The sequence below is a fragment of the Pelagibius sp. genome (assembly GCF_965249265.1).
Lineage (GTDB): Bacteria > Pseudomonadota > Alphaproteobacteria > Kiloniellales > Kiloniellaceae > Pelagibius.
Map to the genome: position 1 here is coordinate 3,281,970 of NZ_OZ252224.1, position 20,800 is coordinate 3,302,769.

Below are 20,800 nucleotides of genomic sequence, written 5' to 3' on the forward strand. Positions count from 1 at the left end.
GGCCACATTGAGGCTGGGCAATCCGGCCGGCCGGCCCGGGTAACGTGCTCAGGCGCGGTTTCTGGGAGACTGGCTTTCCATAAGAGGACTCATTGGCCGTGACCGACCCTAAGATTGCGCTCGTCGCCAGTGATACGCCCGAGGCGGCGGCAGCCTTGGCGCGGCTGGAAAAGCGTTATGGCGGTACCAAGGCGGAGGACGCCGACATCATCGTCGCCCTGGGCGGCGATGGCTTCATGCTCGAATCCCTGCACCGCGTGATGGGAAGCGGCAAGCCGATCTATGGCATGAACTGCGGCACTGTCGGCTTTCTGATGAACCAGTACCATGAGGACGACCTGGCGGAACGCGTCGCCCAGGCCGAACAGGCGACCCTGCATCCCCTGCGCATGACCGCCGACTGCGTCAACGGCGAAACCAGCGAAGCCATCGCCATCAACGAGGTCTCCCTGCTGCGCGAAAGCCGGCAGGCCGCCAAGGTCGGCATCGCCGTCGACGGCGTCCAGCGCATGGACGAGCTGATCTGCGACGGCATCCTGGTTTCCACCGCCGCCGGCAGCACGGCCTACAACCTCTCCGCCCATGGCCCGATCATTCCCATCGGCGGACAGCTTCTGGCTCTCACACCCATCAGCGCCTTTCGTCCGAGGCGCTGGCGCGGCGCCTTGCTGCCGGCCACCGCCGAGGTCACCTTCGAGGTGCTCGAGGCAAAGAAGCGCCCCGTCTCGGCAACGGCGGACTTCACGGAAGTGCGTGACGTCGCCCGGGTAAGAGTGCGCGAAGACCAGACCCTCGATCTGAACCTGCTCTTCGACCCCGAACACGATCTGGAAGAGCGCATCATCAAAGAGCAGTTCCAGCCCTAACGCTTCTTGGCGTCGGTATCCGTAAGTCACAACTGCCGTAAGGAAACGAAGGGTGGCCGCCTGAACTGTTATCTGCAGAAGGTCTCTGGCATTCCGCCGGTCAACCGACAGAGCGCCGAATGACCTTTGAGAGGGCGGCCAATATGCGTGGCCTGGAGGCGGCGATGAGCTTCCAGGACAAAACCGCCCTCGCCATGCGCTGCGGCAGCAGACCCACGGAGAGGAACCAGGCAGCCAAAAAAGCGCGTCGCCGCAGGGATGCATTCATCTCCAGTGTTGCCGCCGCACCGGCGGCGCCCAGCGCCAGTCTGGAGTCTTCCGCGACCGGGTGCCGGGTCTCGTCCGCGCAGAGAGAGGCCAGGCGCTGTTCCAGATGGGTCGGATCGCGCAGGCAGACATCATCGGGCAAGATCATGCCGGCCTCCGCTGTTTGCCGGGCAAGTGCCGCCATGCGATGGAAATCGTGCTGTATGCGCCAACGCGCGCCCTCGGCAAGTCTGCCGTTGAAGGCCGAGTGATTGGCGCCGTGCCGGCGATAGGCGCCGAGACAGTTGTCGATCGCGGTTACTCTTCCGTGAACCGGAGCGACCGTCACAAGATAGCCGTCTGCCCCTTGGCGAAACGCGGCCTCCGGTATCGGCAATATGGACTCCAGCGTCCGGCGATCGAAGGCAAGGCCGCTGGTAACCGTCGTCTGGTAGCGGCCGCGCCGCAGCAGGGCGGGCATGACGTTACCCTCGTCAAACGGCAGCTCGGGTGGTGGATAGGTGTCGGTGATCCGTCGCTCCTCGTCGACGACATGCAGCCGGAACTGCGCCTGCGTCGTCGCGCTGTCACAGGCATCGATCACCGTCGATACGGCGTCGGGGTAGAGGTAATCATCCGCATCCAGGAAAAAGACGACAGCACCGGACGACGCCGCAAAACCGGTGTTGAAGGCAGCCGCATGCCCGGCATTGCGCGTTTTCAGGCAGGAAACAACCCTGGAACCGTAGGACCGGATGACGTCGGGCGACTCATCGCTTGAGGCGTCGTCAACGACAATCACCTCGACATTGCTGTGATTCTGATTGAGGGCGCTGCTGATGCAACGATCGAGAAACTGCGCGTAGTTATAGTTCGCGATGATGATCGACGCCGGGATGCGCGCTTTCGGGGCTTGCATCACGTCTCACCTCGCAATCTGATACCTCGCAAATCCGGCTTTGCTACTTGCAACGGACAAGCCGTCGGCTCTTCCTGCCGACCCGCCCGGAAAAAGGATCTCAGTAGCCTGACCAGCGGCAGGCCGGATTATTCCATAGAGATGAACAACGTCGACCCGACTCTAGGCCTTGGCAAAGACCCCCTCGATCCAAGTACCGACGGCTTTGATGCGGGGCAAACCAACCAACTCGGCCTGCGTCAGCAGCCAGACTTCGCGCCGGGCCTCCTTCAGCCCATTGGGGAGCGGGAGGCGTCTCACCTTCGCGTCCCGGTCGGCAATCAGGCAGGGCAGGAACGAACGCCCAAGCCCTGCTGCCACGGCTTGATGGGCCGCTTCGACATCGTTGACCTTGACCGCGGCAGCCCGGCCGCCCCCGGTCTTGATGGCCTGTTCGGCCCAGCGCGCCTGCGGCAGATGGCCCATGGTTTCATCGTAGGTGATCCAGGCCTGGGCCGCGGCTTGCTTTTTCGCTGTCGCAGCGGCGGTGTAAGGGGCGAAGGCCAGGATGCCAATGCGCCGGGCCTTGACCCGTGATCCACCGGCCTTGGGCCGTGCGAAACGCAAGGCCATGTCCGTCTCGCGCCGTGTGAGACTGAGGTCGCGGGCGTCCGATATCAACTCAAGCCTCAAGTCCCCATGGTCTTGGAGCAGTCCAGGCAGCGCCGGCAGCAGAACATGGTTCTGCACCGCCGGAACGGTGGTCAAGCGCACCACCCCCGTAACCTCCGAAGGTCCGCTTCCAACGCCGCCGAGCGACGCAAGATCGCGCTCCATGCCTTCGGCCAGCCGGGCCAGGGACCTGCCGAGATCCGTCAACTCCAGGCGACCGTCCGCCAGCCGCTGATAGAGGCGAGCGCCGAGGTCGGCCTCCAGGGCGACAAGCCGGCGCGACACCGTCGTGTCGTCGACGCCAAGCAACCTTGCCGCCGATGAGAGCCGATCCTTGCGTCCGATCGCCAGGACGTAGCGCAGGTCATTCCAATTTGGATTCTGCATTTCTGCAGTTTTACATGCAAATTCTCGCCTATCTACGGCAAATATGCAGCCATAACATTGTGTGCAGATCATCAGGCAGGAGGGAGCGATGCTTTTCGCTGTGTTTTTCGAGGACAACACCGAACTGGGCAAGGACCTGAGGCAACAGCATTTGCCCGCGCACCTGGCCTTTCTGGAGAAACACAAGACGCAGGTCGTGGCCGCCGGGCCGCTGCTTGCCGATGGCGGTGAAGCAGAGGGCGGCGAGAGCGAGGGCGGGCTGTGGCTTGTCGAAGCCGCCGACCGGAACGCCGTCACCACTTTGGTGAAAGAAGATCCCTTCTGGCCGACGGGCCTGCGAAAATCCTATCGCATCGCGATTTGGAAACAGGTGTTCGCCGACGGCCGGCGCCTGGTTTAGAGGCCCAGTTCCTTACGGACCTTTTTGGTCAGCTTGGCGGCGACGATACGGTGGGCTTCTTCGACATAGGCCTTGATGTCCTTGTCGGTCATCGCCCGCTTCTTCTGCAACTGTACCCACTTCGCACGGGCCAGGTAGGGCGCGGGGGCGATACCGTCCTGCTCGCTCAGCAGGGTGTAGGAAAGATCGCTGCACTTGAAGCTGATCTTCTGCTGCTCACCCGGACCCCAGTGGGAGCAAATGGCGAAGATCTTGCCGCCGACTTTCCACACCGAGGCATTGCCCCACTGAATCACGTTGGTGGTGCCTGTCAGCGAGCGGCAAAACCGATCGAAACCCTCGCGCGTCACTGGCAACTCCTTCTTCTCAGAAAATCCCCGCATCCAACCCGGCCGCCATGGCAGCGCCGATGTCACGGCAATCATCGACAAAACCGTCCTGCCAGTCGCCTTTGAAGATCACCGGCGGCTGCACCGCCCGCCAGCGCAGGCCGGTGGTGATGCTTTCCACGGCACGCCTCGTTCCCGTCCCGTCATGACCCGCCCGGATGTAAAGGCAGTAAGGCAGGCCCTGGGTCTCTTCGAGACAGGGATAGTAACTGCGGTCGAAAAAGTCTTTCAACGCGCCGCTCATGTAGCCCAGGTTTTCCGTGGTGCCGAGGATTACGGCCTGGGCCGCCAGAACGTCCTCAGGTCCGGCCTCCAGGGGCGCCCGGGCCACCACCTCCAGGTCTTCGGTTTCGCAATCCTCCGCCGCATCGACCACCGCCTGGCGGAGGCGCAGCGTATTCGCCGAGGGCGCGTGGGCCACGATGAGCAAACGCTTGCGGCTCATGATGTGCGGACGCCTCCCTTACCGCGCCCCGGCCTCCGGATAACCCAGCAGACGATCAACCCTGCAGCCGGATCACTTCGTCAGGCGCGCTTGAAGAGCGAGCAGATAGCGATAGTCAGCCGCCGTAAACTCGTCTTCCGCAATGTCTTCCTTGTAGCCTTCCAGCTCTTCGCGCAAAGCCGCGGAGCTGTCCGGCCGGGCCAGAAGTTTCTCGATCAGAGCCAGCGCTTCCGCGTTTTGGGCCGTCTGCTGTTCCGGCGACAGCGGCTCGTCCTCGACGGCCTCTTCCTCACCCTCATCTTCGAACTCGTCTTCCGCCTCGTCGTCGAGCGCCGGTTCATAGTCTTCGGGCTCCTCGGGCAGGATCAATTCGTCCCAGGACGTACCCGCGGCCTCCAGGTTGCCGTGCAGCTGGCGGGCCGCCGTCAGAACTTCTTCATCCTCCGGGCTGCCCAGTTTCGACAGCAGCGCGATCAGTTCGTCGCGCTGTAGCGGCTCCGTCATGCCTGACCTCTTGAAAATACGAATCGCAATACCGCGGCGACTGTAGCCGCTTTTCGACGGAAGCTACAGACCCCGCGGTACCGGAGATCAAGGATGATATGTGGAATTCCTGCAGATCGACCGTGACCCGCGCCGGATGAGGCAGAAGCCCTAGATCTGGCGGTCCCAACGCGTCTTGGCGGCCATGGCTTTCATGGATTCCGCCGAAAGGCCGATATCGCGCAATTGGCGGCCGCTCATGTTGGCCATGCTTGCCCGCTCTTCCGCGCTTTGCTGCCAGTCGATCATCAGGTCCAGCAGCACCACAGGCAGACGCAACAGGGTGCCCAACAGACCGCCGCTCGTCCGGGCGCGGCCGGAGACCAGCAAGGGGGAGGATTTCTGGATCGCTGCGTTCGACATCTTAGTGTTCCTTATCTGACGGAATGCCCTCGTCTCTCGTCAGGCATCGAGTGAATTGCCCTCTCAGGCTCTCTCTTAGCCCTAAACCTATTGACGATTGCTGAATCCGGCAAACGATGATATCTCATGAGGATCATCAGTAAATCTAATGCGAAACGATGTCCCGGAAACTCCCGCCTCTGAAGGCTTTGCGGGCTTTCGAAGCCGCAGCACGGCATCTGTCCTTTACCAAGGCCGCCAACGAGCTTCACGTGACCCAGGCCGCGATCAGCCATCAGGTCAAATCCCTGGAAGAGCACCTCGGCCTGACGCTGTTCCGGCGCCTCAACCGGCGCCTGGTGCTGACCGCGGCGGGGCAGATCTACCTGCCGGTCCTGCGTGATGCTTTCGACCAGATCGCCAGCGGCACCAAGCAGCTCTACAAGGACGACGACACGGGTCCTCTGCAGATCAGCGTTCTTCCCTCCCTGGCCGCCAAATGGCTGCTGCCGCGCATGTCCCGCTTCCGCGACAAGCACCCGGACATCGACGTCATGATTTCCGCCAACAACAAGCTGGTCGACTTTTCCGACGATTCGGTCGAGATGGGCATACGCTACGGTGCCGGCAACTATCCAGGCCTGCAGGTGGATCTGTTGCTCAGCGACGAGGTCTTCCCGGTCTGCAGCCCGAGCCTGATGAAGGGTCCGAAGCCGCTCAAGACCCCCGATGACCTGCTCCACCATACGTTGCTGCATGACGAGGTTTCACGCGAAGACGAAAGCCCGGACTGGCGTTCCTGGCTGCAGGCCGCGGGGGTCACCGGCGTCGATTGGAACCGCGGGCCCGGTTTCAGCGATTCCTCCATGGTGATCGAGGCTGCCGCGGCCGTTCAGGGTGTGGCCCTGGGCCACCGCTGGCTGGCCGCCGCCGACCTGGAAAGCGGCCGCCTGGTGAAGCCCTTCGGGCCCAGCATCGCGTCAAAACATGCCTATTACATCGTCTGCCCGCCCGCCGTGGCCGAACGGCGCCGGGTTCGCCTGTTTCGTGAGTGGTTGCTGGAAGAAGCCGAGAGGACTGGCGCAGAAACCGCCGCTCTGTCATCCTGCTGAAACCGCCCGACACCCGTCTTTACCCTGCCTGGAGCCGATAAACTTGCCTGATCTCCTGAATGCCGAAAGCCCGGCCATCAGGCCGGAATCCCGCGCCATGATCGAGCGTCTGATTGCCTTTGACACGACCAGCCGCAATTCCAACCTGGACCTGATTCACTTCATTCGCGACTATCTGGCCGATCTCGGCGTCAGCGCGACCCTGGTGCACGATGCCGACGGCCGTAAAGCCAATCTCTATGCCACGCTCGGTCCCAAAGACCGCGGCGGCATCGCGCTTTCCGGCCACACCGACGTGGTGCCCATCGACGATCAGGACTGGCAGCGCGATCCCTGGAAGATCAGCGAGGCCGACGGACGGCTCTATGGGCGCGGCACCTGCGACATGAAGTCGTTCGTCGCCGTGGCGTTGGCCCATGCGCCGCGCTTTCTGTCGGGCGAACTGGAAACCCCGGTTCACCTCTGCTTCTCCTATGACGAAGAGGTCGGCTGCCGCGGGGTACCCGATCTGCTCGCCTACCTCGCCGAACAACCGGTGCGGCCCCGGCTATGTATCGTCGGGGAGCCGACGGACATGAAGGTCATCACGGCACACAAGGGCAAGCTGTCGATGTGCTGCCACGTCCGCGGCAAGGAGGCCCACTCCTCCCTTGCGCCGCACGGGGTGAACGCGATCCAGGCGGCTGCGCGGGTCATCGGCAAGCTGACCGACATGGCGGCTGATAAGGCGGCAAACGGACCCTTCGACGACGACTACGACGTGCCCTTTACGACGGTTCATACCGGGGTGATCGAGGGCGGCACGCAATTGAACATCGTCCCCGGCCACTGCCGCTTCGAGTTTGAGTTCCGCTACCTTCCGGAAGATTCGCCCAGCGCCTTGCTGGCCCAGGTCAAGGACTTCGCCGAGAAGGAGATCGCCCCGGCCATGCAAGCCATCGATCCCAAGAGCGGGTTTTCCTGGGAGGAACTGGCCGGGTTTCCCGGCCTGAACCTGCCGCCTGATGCCGAGGTCGTGGATCTGGCGAAAAGCCTGTCGGGCGGCAACGCCACCGGCAAGGTGGCCTTTGGGACCGAGGCCGGCCTCTTCGACAGCAGCGGGATTCCGGCGGTGGTCTGCGGCCCCGGCTCCATCGACCAGGCCCATAAGCCCGACGAGTTTGTGACCTTGGAACAGATCGCCCTGTGTGAACGCTTCATGGATCGCCTCGAGCAACGCCTGCGCCCGCAGGAGACTGCCCGTGCCTGACGGCGCCCCCGCCAAAGCTCAACCCGTCGAGGCCGTGGTGTTCGATGTCGGCGGTGTCCTGCTCGACTGGAATCCCCGCCATCTCTATCGCAAGATCTTCGACGATGAAGCGGCGATGGAACGCTTCCTGACCGATGTCTGCTCCCACGACTGGAACGAGCAAGCCGATGCCGGGCGGCCGATTGCCGATATCACGGAGGAGCTTTGCGCCCGGCACCCTGACCAGACAGCGATGATCGAAACCTACTACGCCCGCTTTCCGGAGATGATCAAAGGGGCGATCGACGACACCGTTATTCTGCTGAAGCGGCTCCACGCCAGAAACATGCCGCTCTACGTGTTGTCGAACTTTTCCGCCGAGACTTTTCCCATCGCCCGCCAGCGCTTCGGGTTCTTCGACCACTTTGCCGGTCTTTTGATTTCCGGCGCCGAAGGCATGAAGAAACCCGATCCACGGATCTATGAACTGGTGGTGGAGCGTTTCGGTTTGAGCCCGGCGCATACCTTCTTCATCGACGATCGGGCGGATAATGCCCAGGCGGCTGTCGATGCCGGCTGGCAGGCCCATCACTTCACAACGCCGGCGGCATTGGAAGCGGATCTCAAAGACCGCGAACTGCTGGGCTGAGGGCGGCGGTGACGGCGAGCGAGCGCTATCCCCTTGAGCTTGCGCCGCCGGACCTTTCCGCCTGGCGGAAAGGCAGTCATGAAACGGACTATGTCCACCATTTCGATTCCGGTTCGCCGGGCCCGCGGGTCGTTGTTTCGGCGCTGGTCCACGGCAATGAAGTCTGCGGCGCCATCGCGCTTGACCGCCTGCTGCGCGACGGACTGCGGCCCAGTGCCGGCAGCCTCACGCTGGTATTCGTAAACACGGCGGCTTTTGAGCGGTTTTCCCTCTCGATACCCTATGCCAACCGCTTTATCGACGAAGACTTCAATCGGCTGTGGAAGCGCGACATCCTGGAAGGGCCGGGCCAGTCCCTGGAGCTTCAGCGGGCGCGGGAGCTGCGGCCGGTTTTCGATGCTGCCGACCTGCTGCTCGACATCCACTCGATGAGCAGGACAACCGAAGCACTGATGATGGCCGGACCCGCCGACAAGGGCCTCGCCCTGGCGCGCCGGGTGGCCTGCCCCGGCACTATCGTCCGCGACCGCGGTCATGCCGCCGGCCCGCGTCTGCGCGACTACGGCGACTTCATCGACCCGGCCAGCCCGCGCAACGCCCTGCTTGTGGAGTGCGGGCATCACTTTGCCGCCGAAAGCGCCGAGGTTGCCCTGGAGACTACGCTGCGTTTTCTCGTGACGGCCGGCACGATCGCGCGAGAGCGACTCTCCGCCTACGCAATCCCGCTGGAAACACCAGAGCAGCGGGTTATCGAAGTCAGCGAGACGGTGACCGCCTGCAGCGAGAATTTCCGGTTTCTGGAAGACTATCGGGGCATGGACATGATTCCGAAAGCCGGCACGGTGATCGCCAGGGACGGCGATAAAGACCTGCGGACCCCCTATGACAACTGCATCCTGATCATGCCCGCCGAACACCCGCCGCAAGGCACCACGGCGGTGCGTCTCGGGCGGCAGTGCGTCTGATGGTCTTGGCGAACTGGCAGCCGCCGCCCTGGCAGAAGATCGTCCTGGCCCTGGCCATCGGCACCGCCGGCGGTTGGCTGGCGCAGAGTCTGCACATCCCCCTCGCCTGGATGATCGGGGCCATGTCGGCCACGACCGTCGCTGCAATGGCTGGTCTGCCGATTACCCTGCCGATCGTCTATCGCACGGCCATGGTTGCCGTCCTGGGCGTGATGTTGGGCAGCGGCTTCGCGCCGGAGATCCTGAACCGGGTCGCCGACTGGGCGCTCTCGCTTCTCGGGCTCGCCGCCTACACAGTGGTATCGGCCGCCGTTGTGGCCGTCTTCCTGCGCAAGGTGGCCGGGTACGATCCGATCACCGCCTATTTCTCTGCCTCCCCCGGCGGCTTATCGGAGATGGTGATCATCGGCGGCGCCAATGGCGGTGACGAACGCATCATCTCTCTCACCCATACCTCCCGCATCCTGCTGGTGGTGCTCGCTCTGCCCTTCGTGATGCAGTGGGTTTTCGGTCACACGCCGGGACCGCGCCCCGCCGGCGGTATTCCGCTGGCAGAGGCGGAGGCCGGCGATATGATCGTCCTCACTCTCTGCGGTGTCGTCGGTTTTTTTGCAGCCCGGCTGGTGCGCTTGCCGGCCGCCGCGATCCTTGGCCCCATGATCGTCTCGGCGGCTGTGCACCTGGTTGGCTGGAGCGATGCCAAACCACCGACAGAGCTGGTCGCCGCCGCCCAGGTCGTGGTCGGAACCACGATCGGCTGCCGCTTCGCCGGTATCGGCCTGCGCCTTGTCGGGCATACGCTGCTCGCCTCCCTCGGCAGCACCACCATACTGGTTGCCGGCAGTCTCGTTTTCGCCGTCCTGCTGCAGCCCGTCACCGACCTCTCGGCAGTCGCCCTCTTCCTCGCCTACGCTCCCGGCGGCGTCGCGGAAATGAGCCTTATCGCCTTGGCGCTCTCTATCGATGCGGCCCTGGTCGCCACCCACCATATCGCGCGCATATTCCTGATCGTTGTCTGCACGCCGCTGCTGTTCCGCTTGCTGCCTGTTTCGGTGATCGGCCGGAAGCCCGGTCAGAGCGAGAATCCTCCAGGGACTTGACACACACCTGTCACGCGGCCGGCGGCAGGCTCAAAGGGTGATCTTGACCGAGTCCTGAAACCGCCATGTCCGATCGCCTTCTTGCCGTAACGCTGGCGCTTTGCCTAGCCCTGCCGCTCTGCCTCAGCCTCGATGGGGATCTCTTCGGGGGGGATCTCATCGGGCGGAATGCGGAGAGAACGGCACACCGTCAGGTCGAAGAGCTTCTCGGGGTAAATCTCGTCATCGAAGCAGCCGTCGAGAGGGACCGGTTCACTGAGCGAGCCGGTGAAGAAGACCGCACCGCCGACCGCCAAGGGCCGGTCAGCAAGCAGGGGGCAATGCCGCCGCAGGCCGCGGCGCTGAGCGGCCCCAACCTCCAAAGCGATCTATCGCCTGCGCCACCAACTGTGGCCGACACGACCGCACAGCGCTGACGCCGAAGCCGCGCAGACAGCAGATTCCAAACGCACTGATGAAACCGATCGCCCGGTTGGCCCGCGCGATAATCGCGGATTTATAACGAATACCGCGAAAATAACGGAACATTAAGTATCTCACCTTATACGGCTACTCGTAATAGCTATTTAAATCGCTCAAACAAAAGGAATTTGGATAGTCAAATTGATAATATAAAGCGAACTAGATTGGTTCACATCAATCTCCTGTTGTAGCGAGACTGCAAGCCAAAGCGACACGGTCTTTGGGCCGGCAATCGAAGAGGATGGAAAAGGCAATGAGTAGTGTGGCAAAGCTGGGGGTTCCCGGAGATCAAATGGACAAGGGTATCTCCGCGGCGCGCGCGGCTGCAGGTGGCGCGCTCTCGAAAGCCGGGGGACTGCTCGGCTTCATGAACAACATCAAGATTTCGTCCCGCGTCTTCGGCGGTTTCGGTCTGATTCTGGCAATGCTGACCACGGTCGCCGTGCTGTCGATCTACTCTCTGGATGTGGCCAATTCCACGTTCACCGAGTACCGCACCCTGGCACGCCAGGCCAACGCGGTCGGCCGGGTGCAGGCCAACCTGCTGATGACCCGGATGAACGTAAAAGACTTCATCATCACGAAGTCCCAGAAGGACATCGACGAGGTCTTCCATTTCGAAGAGAAGACCGTTGAACTGGTTGAAGACGCCGAAGAGCTGGTCGCCGATCCGGATCGCCTCGAACTGCTCGAAGGCATGAAACAACGCATGGAAGAGTACCGTGGCCACTTCGAAAATGTCGTCGCGCTGAACGACAAGCGCAACGAGATCGTCAACGGTACCCTCAACGTTATCGGGCCGCAGATCGAAAAAGACCTCTCGGCGATCATGCAGAGCGCCTACCGAGACGGCGATGCCGAGGCAGCCTTCACCGCCGGCATGGTGCTGCGGAACCTACTTCTCGCACGGCTCTATGCGACCAAGTTCCTGGTCGACAACAAGCAGGAGTCCTACGATCGTGTGATGAAGGAATTCGGTGAGTTGGGGGAGCTGTCCGACGATCTGCTGGCCAGCCTGCAGAACCCGCGCCGACGCCAACTCGCCACCGCCGTCGTGCAGAACGTCTCGATCTACCGCGAGTCGTTCGACGAGGTGAACGTGGTCATCAACCAGCGTAACAGCGTGATCCGCGAGAACCTGGACAAGATCGGCCCGGAAGTCGCCAAGGACATCGAGGACTACAAGCTGTCGGTCAAGTCCCGCCAGGACATGATCGGCCCCGAAGCCTCCGCCTCCATGCGCCAGGCCGAGATCGTCGACGGCATCATCTCCGTCATCAGTCTGGTCGCGGGCGTCATCATCGCCTGGGTGATCGGCATGGGCATTTCCCGCCCAATCAACCGCATGACCTCTTCCATGACCGAACTGGCCAAGGGCAACAAGACGATCGAGATTCCTTCGCTGGGTCAGAAAGATGAACTCGGCGCCATGGCCGAAGCGGTCCAGGTGTTCAAGGAGAACGCCATGGAGGTGGATCGCCTGGCCGCCGAACGAGTCGAGCAGGAGAAAAAGGCCGAAGAGGAAAAGCGCAAGGCCATGAACGAACTGGCCGACGACTTCGAGGCTTCGGTCAAGGAAGTGGTGGACTCCGTTTCGACCGCCTCGAACGAGATCAAGGGCTCAGCTCAGAACCTGACGGGCGCTGCCGAGGATGCGACATCCAAGTCGACGGCCGTTGCCGCCGCAGCCGAGCAGGCCACGGCAAACGTCCAGACGGTTGCGGCCTCTTCCGAGGAGATGTCCAGCTCGATCAATGAGATCGCCAGGCAGGTCACCGAATCGACACGCAGCACCGGCGAGGCCAAGAGCGAGGTCGAGGAGACCGACACCGTCGTCCGCGAGCTGGCTGCGGCTGCTCAGAAGATCGGTGAAGTCGTGACCCTGATTTCTGACATCGCCGAGCAGACCAATCTGCTGGCCTTGAATGCCACGATCGAGGCGGCGCGCGCCGGTGAAGCCGGAAAGGGCTTTGCCGTTGTCGCCTCCGAGGTCAAGAGCCTGGCCCAGCAGACCGCCAAGGCGACGGAAGAAATCGCTCAGCAGATCGACAGCGTGCAGTCGACCACGGACTCCGCCGTACAGGCCATCAGCCGGATCAAGGAGACCATCGTGAAGGTCGACGAGATCGCCGGGTCGATTTCCGCTGCTATCGAAGAGCAGACGGCGGCTGTCTCCGAGATCTCCACCAATACCCAGCAGGCCGCCACCGGCACGCAGGAGGTCTCTTCGAACATCGGCGATGTTCAAAAGGGCGCCGAGGAAACCGGAACCGCCGCCCGCGCGGCTCTGGAAGCGGCGACGGGTCTGTCTCAGCAGTCCGTCGAACTCAACAAGAAGGTCGAGGAGTTCCTCACCCGTATCCGCGCGGCCTAGAACCGCACGGCAAGAGCTTGAGAAAAGGGCGTCCGGCTGACATCGCCGGGCGCCCTCTTCTTTTGTGTACTGCCGCGCCTCAGGAAAATTTGGCCGTCAGGCCGCCATCCACGATCAACTCGGTTCCGGTGATATAGCGCGCCTCGTCGCTGGCCAGGAACAGCGCCGCCCGGGCGACGTCCCAGGCATCCCCCATCTTGCCGGTCGGGCACTGCGCATCGCGCAGACGGATCATTTCCTCAACGTCGCCGTCGGCATAGCTGTCTTTCAGCGGCTCCACGATCATCGGCGTGTTCATCAGGCCGGGCAGGATCGCATTGGCCCGGATACCCTGCTTGGCGTACTGCAGGGCCACCGAGCGGGTGAAAGGCAAGACCGCCCCCTTGCTGGTGGAATAGGAGATGTAAGGCACGCCGGTGTCGCGGATGCCGGCGATGGAGGCGATGTTGACGATCACCCCGCCCCCTTGCCGCAGCATCACCGGCAAGACATGCTTGCAGGTCAGGAACATCGATTTCAGGTTGACGTCGAGCACCCGGTCCCAGCTTTCCTCGCTGGCCTCGACAGGGCCTCCCACCTCCAGAATGCCGACATTGTTCTCCAGAACATCGACACGACCGTAACTGTCGAGGCACTGCGCAACCATGGCGGCGACATCATCGGCCTTGGCGACATCGGCCTGCTGCGCCAGCGCCTCCCCGCCTTCGCTGCGAATGATCGCCACCGTCTCTTCCGCCGCCGAGAGGTTGATATCCACGCAAAACAGTCTCGCCCCCTCGCGGGCGAAGAGAACCGCTGCCGCCTTGCCATTGCCCCAGCCGGGCCCGGAAGATCCCGCGCCCACCACCATTGCCACCTTGCCGTTCAGGCGCCCGGTTTTGCTCTCGGTCACAGTCGTCCTCCCACGTTGCAAGCCGTCTTGATGCCAGAACCCAAAGACGGTTGCCAGCCTGACGAGGGAGTGTGCCGGAGCGGGAAACGCGGCCGGGAGGTTGCAAGCAAGGCGGTGGGGTGCCCCATGAGCCATTACCGGGGATAACGACTCATGGGGCCTTGGGCAGGCCGGTGGAACTGTGGGAGAGCCAAACAGCCTGCAAAACTCGGGTGCAGTACGGCTAGTTCGTCGACGCCTTTCGATGGCTATAGGCACTGCTGATCATGCGTGTCGCCAATTCGTCGTAGGCCTTGGCCCAGGCGTCCCGCGCCTCCTGCGAGAAGTCGTCGCCAATCAAATCGGACAGCATCTGCACCAGGGCCTCGCCGACCAGGTCATAGTCCTCGGGCTTAACGCCGTAAGCGACATGGCGGAGGGCCAGGTCCTCCAGCATCGGAACAAGCGCGTCCAGATTCTGGATCTCCGCGACCACCAGACCAAGCTTGCTCATCAGGAGAGCGCCCTGCTGGTCCATGTCGTTGATAAACAGATTGCGCAGGCCGGGCTCGGCTTCGAAAAGGTTTTGGTAGAATCGGTTTGCCGCCTGCCTCTTTATCTGCGAGACAACACGGAAACTATCCCGGATCAGTTCCGCCTCTTCGTTCGTCAACGCCATCCAGCAGTGCCCCTGGAAACGACACAACGCCAAGTACACAACGGTGATCGCCGGGATCCGGGCAATCGCCGCAGTGTTACCTGACAATTTTGGAATACAGAAAAACCATCCGGACTTGAACCCGAGAATGCGCACAAGGAAAATGCAGGATTGCATGATCCTGCCAGGAGGCCGCCGATGGACTGGGACAATCTGAAAGTCGCCCTCGCGATCAGCCGTGTGGGTTCTTTGACCCAGGCCGCCCAGTTGCTGGGGATCGACCAGTCGACCGCCGGCCGCCGGCTCTCGGCTCTCGAGGCCGACCTGGGGGTCATTCTCTTCGTCCGCTCCAAGACCGGCTTTGCCCCCACCGATGCCGGGGACGCCGCCATCAAGCAGGCCCTGGAGGTGGAGCGGCGCATCGAACGGCTGACCGACGAGATCACCTCCGGCGACGAAGGCCCCGTCGGCATTGTCCGCCTGCTCGGAAACGCCTGGACCCTCGACCGCCTCGCTCAAAAGGCCATGGCGCCCTTTTTGGCGGCCCATCCCCGCCTTGACCTGCGGATCATGACACTGACGCCGCGGGCCCGGGTCCGCGGCGAGGCCTCGCTGGGCCTCTGGTTCGAGGTCGAGCCGGGGGACGCCGAGTTCGCGATCAAACTGGGCGACGTACCCTATGCGGTCTACCGGTCGTGCAATGCGCCGGTGAAGGGATCGGACTGGGTGTCGTTCTACGACGAGGATTCCCTGCGTCCCGCGATCACCCGGGCGCACAAGCGCCTGCGGGCCCGGGGAGAACCCCTGCGCGTCACCGCCACCGACGCCGGAATCATGCTGTCCGCGGTGCGCGAGGGTGTCGGCCGGGGCCTGCTGCCCATGTGCCTGGCCGAAAAGGATGACGGCTTGGTGCGGGTCGGTGAAGGCGAACCGGAGTTCGTGCGCGTCCTGCACCTCCACGCACAGCCGGACACCATCGAGTCCTCCCGCGTCCAGGCGACCATCCGCTGGCTGCGCGAGTCCTTCAAATCGGTCTTTCAACCGGCCGATTGAGCGCAGACCGCCGGTCTTCAGCCGCCAAACCTCACCTCATCCGCAAGCACCCGGACCTGGCAGAGCCGGGCTCGGGACAGCCTGGATAAGCATGAGAAGGTGCCCCACGGGCCGCCTCCAGGGGTGGAGAAGGCTGCGGCCCGTGGAGCTACGGCAGACTGGGTGGAGGGGTGGGAGAGCCCTATCAGCCTGCCGATCGGTGCTTCGCGAGGGACGCGCCTCAGCCAGCGGGGGCGAAGTACTGGCAGCGATACTGAAGACGGTATCTGCCGTCCTCGATGTGGACAGGTTGTTTCACCACCTCGAGACCGACCGAGTAGTTCGGATGACCCGTCGGACAATCAATGATGGGGGACTGACAAGTCATCCGCGAAAGATTGCCGCTGGTGTCGAGCTTCAGCTCGACCTGCGTCCAGCCCGGCAGACAGTTGGTTGGAGACGTTTTGAAGCCGCCGACACCACCTTGATTCGTCGGCTGCGCGTTGTGCGGCAGGCGGTTGTCCGGGTTGGCCGTGTTCGGCTGAGTCTGGAAACTGCCGGACCCGCGTTGGATCTGGGCGTCGGCCCCTTGGCCGATAGCCACAACGGCAGAGATAGCGGCTACCGCCGCCAGAACCGGAAGTGCACGCTTCATGAAATTTCTCCTTAACCACTGAAAAGGCGCGAGCGCCGTGTAACTACCTCTTCAGTCGGTGGAGAAGCCGCAGCGGTTCATTTTTTTTCGCAGACCCGAGATTCAGGTTAAATCCCTTATAAACCAGCGCATTTCCGGCGCCTGGAAGCCCCCGATTCCGGCCTCGGCGGCACGCTTGCATAGGGCCGGAGCCTGGGGCACAAGAGGGGGCCCAAGTCTGGTAGAGCCACGGGCCCGCTTGATGGAATTGGTAGACATACGAGACTTAAAATCTCGGGACCGTTCAGGTCGTGCCGGTTCGAGTCCGGCAGCGGGCACCACTGCCACCCTTCCCTGCAGCCCTGGCCAAGGGCGGCGCTAGGACCGGGCCGCGAAGACCACGACATGGCCGACGATCAGGCAGGCGACCAGGCTGCCGCCCATGATCGGCAGATAGATGATCGCACTCCAGGTATCCTTGAAGTCGAGGGTGAAGAACGGCAGCGCCACCGCGAGGACCCCAAGCAGAAAGTGCAGCCAGAGCGTCCCCATACCCGGTTGCTGATGCCAAAGCACCGTGCCGTAGACCACCAGAGTGACCAGCAGGGTCATCACGATACCGCCGTAGATCGCGTAGTAGCCGGGCTGGTAGACCGAGGCCGGAATCAAGCCGAAGAGGTATCCGGCCACCAAGTGCAGCGGCACGATGACGAAACCGGCGTGGGATGGCAGAGTCATGGGTCTGGGTCTCCGGGCAGGTTTCGCGCTGGCATTCAGCCTCTTTGCAATGCCCCTAGTCGGCCTTCTTCTGAAACTGCTTCAGCCTGATTGTCGGCTGCAACGATTCGGGCCTGCCAGGTTGCGGGGGAGCCGCCTGAGGCACTCGGATGATCGCTGCCGGCGCCTTGCGGCTGCCGGCAGCTCCCGCCGGGCGCGGCTCCACAGTCAGGCCATCCTTGGGCACCACGACCGGATTCAGCCGGGCGGGACGGCATTGGGCGAAGTGGTGGCGCAGCGGAAGGGACGCCACGACCTTGTCGTTGGCGTTGGTCACGTTGAGCCGGAAGCCTCGGTGCTGCCCCATGGGGCCGTGAGGACTGGGCGGCGGCGTCTCGCTCCAGTCCAGCGTCGCGTCGGCGCCAAAGATCAGTTTCTGGCCATGGGTAATGCTGTAGTCGTGCGGCGGGGCGAGATAGCCGGGCCCGAAGAAAACGACCTTACCGGAGAAGTTGCCGCGCCCTTCAAGCAAGCCGACAAGCTTTAGGCGTTCGGGGCAGAGATAGCCGTGCACCTCAACCTTGCCCTGCTCGACAATCTGCATCGTCAACTTCGGCGGTTCGTTCGCCGTCAGAGCACCCGGCCCGCCCTCGACACATTCCATGGTGTATTCGGCCCAGGCGCTTTTGAAGTCGTGACTGACACCGACCATGCGCACGAAGCCGGTTTCCGCCAAGGCGATACCCGACTCGCTGAAGCCGTTGTCGTTGATGGTGTACCAGTGGCTGAAGGTGGCGGTCTTGTTCTCGCCGGTGTTGACGCTCCAGACCTTGCTGGTCTTGCCTTCCTGATTGCGGTAGCGGAAGCTGACTTCGGTATTCTTCTGGTCCGTGGTGATCCAGCCGTCGAGGCGAATCTTGCAGAGCCCACCGATCCCGTACTGCTCGTAGATCGACAGTCCCTTGTTCACCACCTTGGCCGGTGTGACGCCGAGGCTGTTGCTGGCCTGGGGAATTGATGCGCCCGGCCACTTTTTGCAGATTACCTCCGTCTTCGGATGAGACTCCCAAGGCTTTGCTTCGACGAAATAGTTGCTGCCCGCGCCGTTGGTATCGGCGTCGAAATGGGCGATCACAGCAAGCTCCAGACTGCGATCCTGACCGAAGATAGCTGTGTTGCCGAGTCCCTGGGCGCGCAGATCATCCGCCAGTTCATTGCAGCGCGCCAGCACGAAGCTTTTCCACATCGTGGAGGGGACAATCAGCCGTTCGGTGCGGTCGACCCGGCGCGGCCGTTGGAAAGCGTCGTATGATTTGCCCTTGCCGAAGGTCGGAAAGTCGATGTGTGCACCGTCTCTGTTAGAGAGCCCAAGCCAGAGCTTCCAGCTTAGGACCCGGCCGACCGATCCCGTATCCACACGGATGCGCGCGTCGGCGACCAGGTTGGCCAGGTGCGACACGCGGTGGTAGCTGCTGCCGTTGCTCTCGACGATGATCTGCTTGGAGACCAGGTTAACGACCTCCGCATCAACGGAGTCGGCCAGGGCCGAAGCGGGCAACAAAGCCGCCAGCGCGGCGCTGGCCGACATCAGACGGAGGCTGCGAAAGAATGAATGCGGCGACATTTTTCTTCCTTTCTGATTGGGAGGCAGCGGCAGAAATTGCTGCGGCCTCCCTCGTCAGTCGGCCCAGCAACGGACCGGGTTCAATCGCTTTTGAACGCTGTCGCGGCGCATTGGGGTTAGTCGCCCAGGGGGGTTAGTCGCCCAGGCCCCGGACGAGCCGTAGCATACCGCCTCCCCCCAGCCTTATAGGAGCGATCCCCCCCCTGATCCACTGCCCAAAGGTTGCAGACTGAGGGCAGAGGTAGTGCAGGCATCTTCTTCCTGATCAACGCCCGCGTCCTTGCCGAAGGGAGGCACAGCGTAAGCCACATCTTGCCTGCCGCCCGACAGAGCGCGGCAACCGCCAAAAAAACAGGCCAGTGGAAGACGGGGTTGCAGGGCGGATCTTTGGCGCTGGACTGCGGCGGCGATGCATGGCCGTTCTCCTATCGTCCATAGGCCAGATCCGCGCCGTGAGGCCGCAACTCTCACGTTGATCGCGGGAAGAGACGTTTAGGTTCAATGCATGACAAAGGGTGCGGCAACGCGCTTCAGCGTTCCGCAGGGACATGTCGCATGGAGATAGACACAGCAATGCCCGACTTGAACCCGAGAAACCGCATGAACAGCATGCAGCTTTGCGGGCTCCTTTCCCCGGTGTTTTCGGTCATAGTCCCGCCGTTCGGTCTGGGCGTTCAGTCTGGGCGTGATGTCCAACCGAACCTTTGTGCTTAGACAAAAGCTGCGCCGAAGGATCAAGGAAACAACGGAAGACGCCAAGGCAAGCAGTTCGGCTGCGCTGCCACTGCACTTTCTTTGAACCACGGCCTCGATGATACCGACAAGGGAACAGCTGCGGATTCCCTCTGCGTGAATGTTGGGACCGAGACTGCATGGCAGATGCGGCCAGGTTCCACGAGAGACAACCCCTCTCTCATTCGCGGAGCGGCCGGCGTCGAGGAAGTGATTTGCCGAAAGCCGATCAGAATAGATCCGTAACATATTGTTATTGTGAGCATTTTCGCAGCGACGATAAAGCCAATCAATTCACGGAGACTTACAAATGACCAAACGTAAACTGACCCTGCTTGCCGCCGTTTCAGCGGTTGGCTTTTCTCTTGGCGGTGCGGCAATCAGCGACGCGATCGCTCAGAATGCCGACCCCGTCCTCCCCGAGCTGGAGTGGGACACCGGCCTCAAGAAGTTTCAGTTCGACGCCGACAAGTTTATCGGCCAGCGCTTCTCCGCCGTCTGCCCGCCGCGGTCGATCAGAGACGAAGTCGAACCGATCTTCGGCACCGACGTCTATCCCAGTAAAAACCCGATCTGTGTCGCCGCGCTGCACGCCGGCAAGATCACCACGGACGGCGGGCCTGTCACCGTTCAGCTGAACCCGGGTGCGGAGTCCTACACGGGCAGCAGCCGCAACGGCATCGACAGCGGCAACCTGCCGGGCACCCCGCGCAGCATGGTGTTCGTCGACGCGACGGATGCGACCGCCGCCGACGAGGCCCGCGCACCCTACATCGAGCGTTTGAAGTGGGACTTCCGCTTCACCGACTCCGGTTATGCGCGAAAGGACCTGGTGGGTCAGCGTTTCACCTTCAACTGCCCGGTTGCCCCCGGCGACCTGCGGCTGCGCAGGGTGGTCGGAACCGATTCATACGCCCACAACTCCATCGTCTGCCAGGCGGCGGTCCATGCCGGGAAGATCACGATGGAAGAAGGCGGCATTGTCGAGGTTCAGTTGGATCCGGGCATCAAGAGGCTCGTCGGCAGCATTCGCAACGGCATCGAAACCGCCGACGGTTCCGGCAACCCGCGCTCGATCTCCTTTGTCGACAGCGCAGCCGCACCGAGCACTGCCGTTCAGAACTGAAGTGCCGTTTTGAATGGATGAACCCGCTGGACGACAGGCGGGTCAAAGTGAGAAACACCCTGGCCGATGCCGAATGCATCGCCAGGGTGTTTTCTTTTGTGTCCCGGCCGATCCAGCGAAGAGAGAGGCGTGTCCACGACGCCTGGCCGAGGCAGACGTTTTACAGCTCACCATCGAAAATCCAATCGACATGATGCGCTATGGGCTCTTTCGTTTCTTGCCCGGCTGCCGAATTCCGGCGGAGGTGTCAGCGACCTATCGAGCCAACACTTGGCTGGTTGGCTGCTCTGCAACGATCAACCAAAGCCTAGGGTCACAGGCAGAAAAA

General features: G+C 62.6%; 22 protein-coding genes and 1 tRNA gene. 12 read left to right on the top strand and 11 right to left on the bottom strand.

The genetic code is table 11. From position 1 onward, the window contains the following. Window positions 1-98 precede the first annotated feature (98 nt). On the top strand, window positions 99-866 hold the full coding sequence (locus ACP146_RS15635; protein ID WP_422367678.1) for an NAD kinase: 768 nt from the start codon (window positions 99-101) through the stop codon (window positions 864-866). 100 nt (window positions 867-966) lie between these two features. Here the strand turns inward: ACP146_RS15635 and ACP146_RS15640 are convergent, their stop codons facing one another. Beyond that, window positions 967-2,031, bottom strand: a complete 1,065-nt coding sequence (locus ACP146_RS15640; RefSeq protein WP_422367679.1) for a glycosyltransferase — start codon at window positions 2,029-2,031, stop codon at window positions 967-969. Window positions 2,032-2,193: 162 nt separating this feature from the next. Further along, window positions 2,194-3,069: a LysR family transcriptional regulator gene (locus ACP146_RS15645; protein WP_422367680.1), complete on the bottom strand. Its 876-nt coding sequence runs from the start codon at window positions 3,067-3,069 to the stop codon at window positions 2,194-2,196. 88 nt (window positions 3,070-3,157) lie between these two features. Between ACP146_RS15645 and ACP146_RS15650 the strand changes: the two genes are divergently transcribed. Continuing rightward, complete coding sequence (locus ACP146_RS15650; RefSeq protein WP_422367681.1) at window positions 3,158-3,469, top strand: YciI family protein; 312 nt, start codon at window positions 3,158-3,160, stop codon at window positions 3,467-3,469. Here the strand turns inward: ACP146_RS15650 and ACP146_RS15655 are convergent. From ACP146_RS15655 to ACP146_RS15670, 4 genes are all read right to left on the bottom strand, one after another. Beyond that, window positions 3,466-3,819, bottom strand: a complete 354-nt coding sequence (locus ACP146_RS15655; RefSeq protein WP_422367682.1) for an MmcQ/YjbR family DNA-binding protein — start codon at window positions 3,817-3,819, stop codon at window positions 3,466-3,468. The genes ACP146_RS15650 and ACP146_RS15655 overlap by 4 nt on opposite strands. A 16-nt stretch (window positions 3,820-3,835) precedes the next feature. Further along, window positions 3,836-4,303 (bottom strand): flavodoxin family protein, encoded by a 468-nt coding sequence (locus ACP146_RS15660; protein WP_422367683.1) that lies wholly within the window; start codon window positions 4,301-4,303, stop codon window positions 3,836-3,838. 72 nt (window positions 4,304-4,375) lie between these two features. Beyond that, window positions 4,376-4,807: a hypothetical protein gene (locus tag ACP146_RS15665; RefSeq protein ID WP_422367684.1), complete on the bottom strand. Its 432-nt coding sequence runs from the start codon at window positions 4,805-4,807 to the stop codon at window positions 4,376-4,378. A 150-nt stretch (window positions 4,808-4,957) separates the two neighbouring features. Then, window positions 4,958-5,209 carry a DUF1127 domain-containing protein gene (locus ACP146_RS15670; RefSeq protein WP_422367685.1) on the bottom strand — a complete coding sequence of 84 codons (252 nt, stop codon included), beginning with the start codon at window positions 5,207-5,209 and terminating at the stop codon, window positions 4,958-4,960. Window positions 5,210-5,367: 158 nt separating this feature from the next. On the opposite strand from ACP146_RS15670, the gene ACP146_RS15675 reads away from it, so the two are divergent. From ACP146_RS15675 to ACP146_RS15705, 7 genes are all read left to right on the top strand, one after another. Next, window positions 5,368-6,300 carry a transcriptional regulator GcvA gene (locus tag ACP146_RS15675; RefSeq protein ID WP_422367686.1) on the top strand — a complete coding sequence of 311 codons (933 nt, stop codon included), beginning with the start codon at window positions 5,368-5,370 and terminating at the stop codon, window positions 6,298-6,300. A gap of 43 nt (window positions 6,301-6,343) precedes the next feature. Continuing rightward, window positions 6,344-7,549: an acetylornithine deacetylase gene (gene argE, locus ACP146_RS15680; protein ID WP_422367687.1), complete on the top strand. Its 1,206-nt coding sequence runs from the start codon at window positions 6,344-6,346 to the stop codon at window positions 7,547-7,549. After that, complete coding sequence (locus ACP146_RS15685) at window positions 7,542-8,177, top strand: HAD family hydrolase (RefSeq protein WP_422367688.1); 636 nt, start codon at window positions 7,542-7,544, stop codon at window positions 8,175-8,177. The genes argE and ACP146_RS15685 overlap by 8 nt, the downstream gene beginning before the upstream one ends. An 8-nt stretch (window positions 8,178-8,185) precedes the next feature. Then, window positions 8,186-9,142 (top strand): succinylglutamate desuccinylase, encoded by a 957-nt coding sequence (locus ACP146_RS15690; RefSeq protein ID WP_422367689.1) that lies wholly within the window; start codon window positions 8,186-8,188, stop codon window positions 9,140-9,142. Then, entirely contained in the window at window positions 9,142-10,242 is a 1,101-nt protein-coding gene (locus ACP146_RS15695; protein ID WP_422367690.1) for an AbrB family transcriptional regulator, read from the top strand. The genes ACP146_RS15690 and ACP146_RS15695 overlap by 1 nt, the downstream gene beginning before the upstream one ends. A gap of 65 nt (window positions 10,243-10,307) precedes the next feature. Next, entirely contained in the window at window positions 10,308-10,658 is a 351-nt protein-coding gene (locus tag ACP146_RS15700; protein WP_422367691.1) for a hypothetical protein, read from the top strand. Between the two features lie 299 nt (window positions 10,659-10,957). Beyond that, entirely contained in the window at window positions 10,958-13,078 is a 2,121-nt protein-coding gene (locus tag ACP146_RS15705) for a HAMP domain-containing methyl-accepting chemotaxis protein (RefSeq protein WP_422367692.1), read from the top strand. Between the two features lie 79 nt (window positions 13,079-13,157). Here the strand turns inward: ACP146_RS15705 and ACP146_RS15710 are convergent, their stop codons facing one another. Together ACP146_RS15710 and ACP146_RS15715 are read right to left on the bottom strand one after the other, a co-directional pair. Beyond that, entirely contained in the window at window positions 13,158-13,970 is an 813-nt protein-coding gene (locus tag ACP146_RS15710) for an SDR family NAD(P)-dependent oxidoreductase (protein ID WP_422367693.1), read from the bottom strand. Between the two features lie 223 nt (window positions 13,971-14,193). Then, window positions 14,194-14,628, bottom strand: a complete 435-nt coding sequence (locus tag ACP146_RS15715) for a globin domain-containing protein (RefSeq protein ID WP_422367694.1) — start codon at window positions 14,626-14,628, stop codon at window positions 14,194-14,196. 177 nt (window positions 14,629-14,805) lie between these two features. Between ACP146_RS15715 and ACP146_RS15720 the strand changes: the two genes are divergently transcribed. After that, window positions 14,806-15,660 (top strand): LysR family transcriptional regulator, encoded by an 855-nt coding sequence (locus ACP146_RS15720; protein WP_422367695.1) that lies wholly within the window; start codon window positions 14,806-14,808, stop codon window positions 15,658-15,660. Between the two features lie 220 nt (window positions 15,661-15,880). Here the strand turns inward: ACP146_RS15720 and ACP146_RS15725 are convergent, their stop codons facing one another. Next, window positions 15,881-16,294 (bottom strand): hypothetical protein, encoded by a 414-nt coding sequence (locus ACP146_RS15725; protein WP_422367696.1) that lies wholly within the window; start codon window positions 16,292-16,294, stop codon window positions 15,881-15,883. 232 nt (window positions 16,295-16,526) lie between these two features. Between ACP146_RS15725 and ACP146_RS15730 the strand changes: the two genes are divergently transcribed. Next, window positions 16,527-16,614, top strand: a tRNA-Leu gene (locus tag ACP146_RS15730). Window positions 16,615-16,651: 37 nt separating this feature from the next. Here ACP146_RS15730 and ACP146_RS15735 read toward each other — a convergent pair. Further along, entirely contained in the window at window positions 16,652-17,011 is a 360-nt protein-coding gene (locus ACP146_RS15735) for a hypothetical protein (RefSeq protein WP_422367697.1), read from the bottom strand. A 55-nt stretch (window positions 17,012-17,066) separates the two neighbouring features. After that, window positions 17,067-18,614: a hypothetical protein gene (locus tag ACP146_RS15740; RefSeq protein ID WP_422367698.1), complete on the bottom strand. Its 1,548-nt coding sequence runs from the start codon at window positions 18,612-18,614 to the stop codon at window positions 17,067-17,069. Between the two features lie 1,042 nt (window positions 18,615-19,656). On the opposite strand from ACP146_RS15740, the gene ACP146_RS15745 reads away from it, so the two are divergent. After that, on the top strand, window positions 19,657-20,472 hold the full coding sequence (locus tag ACP146_RS15745) for an LCCL domain-containing protein (protein WP_422367699.1): 816 nt from the start codon (window positions 19,657-19,659) through the stop codon (window positions 20,470-20,472). The last annotated feature ends 328 nt before the right edge of the window (window positions 20,473-20,800 follow it).

Bases quoted from the DNA above. Each gene is read 5' to 3' on its own strand.
- ACP146_RS15640 (WP_422367679.1), bottom strand. From the start codon at position 2,031: ATGCAAGCCCCGAAAGCGCGCATCCCGGCGTCGATCATCATCGCGAAC.
- ACP146_RS15720 (WP_422367695.1), top strand. From the start codon at position 14,806: ATGGACTGGGACAATCTGAAAGTCGCCCTCGCGATCAGCCGTGTGGGT.
- ACP146_RS15645 (WP_422367680.1), bottom strand. From the start codon at position 3,069: ATGCAGAATCCAAATTGGAATGACCTGCGCTACGTCCTGGCGATCGGA.
- ACP146_RS15670 (WP_422367685.1), bottom strand. From the start codon at position 5,209: ATGTCGAACGCAGCGATCCAGAAATCCTCCCCCTTGCTGGTCTCCGGC.
- ACP146_RS15695 (WP_422367690.1), top strand. From the start codon at position 9,142: ATGGTCTTGGCGAACTGGCAGCCGCCGCCCTGGCAGAAGATCGTCCTG.
- ACP146_RS15735 (WP_422367697.1), bottom strand. From the start codon at position 17,011: ATGACTCTGCCATCCCACGCCGGTTTCGTCATCGTGCCGCTGCACTTG.
- ACP146_RS15665 (WP_422367684.1), bottom strand. From the start codon at position 4,807: ATGACGGAGCCGCTACAGCGCGACGAACTGATCGCGCTGCTGTCGAAA.
- ACP146_RS15675 (WP_422367686.1), top strand. From the start codon at position 5,368: ATGTCCCGGAAACTCCCGCCTCTGAAGGCTTTGCGGGCTTTCGAAGCC.
- ACP146_RS15725 (WP_422367696.1), bottom strand. From the start codon at position 16,294: ATGAAGCGTGCACTTCCGGTTCTGGCGGCGGTAGCCGCTATCTCTGCC.
- ACP146_RS15700 (WP_422367691.1), top strand. From the start codon at position 10,308: ATGTCCGATCGCCTTCTTGCCGTAACGCTGGCGCTTTGCCTAGCCCTG.
- ACP146_RS15650 (WP_422367681.1), top strand. From the start codon at position 3,158: ATGCTTTTCGCTGTGTTTTTCGAGGACAACACCGAACTGGGCAAGGAC.
- ACP146_RS15745 (WP_422367699.1), top strand. From the start codon at position 19,657: ATGACCAAACGTAAACTGACCCTGCTTGCCGCCGTTTCAGCGGTTGGC.
- ACP146_RS15715 (WP_422367694.1), bottom strand. From the start codon at position 14,628: ATGGCGTTGACGAACGAAGAGGCGGAACTGATCCGGGATAGTTTCCGT.
- ACP146_RS15705 (WP_422367692.1), top strand. From the start codon at position 10,958: ATGAGTAGTGTGGCAAAGCTGGGGGTTCCCGGAGATCAAATGGACAAG.
- ACP146_RS15660 (WP_422367683.1), bottom strand. From the start codon at position 4,303: ATGAGCCGCAAGCGTTTGCTCATCGTGGCCCACGCGCCCTCGGCGAAT.
- ACP146_RS15740 (WP_422367698.1), bottom strand. From the start codon at position 18,614: ATGTCGCCGCATTCATTCTTTCGCAGCCTCCGTCTGATGTCGGCCAGC.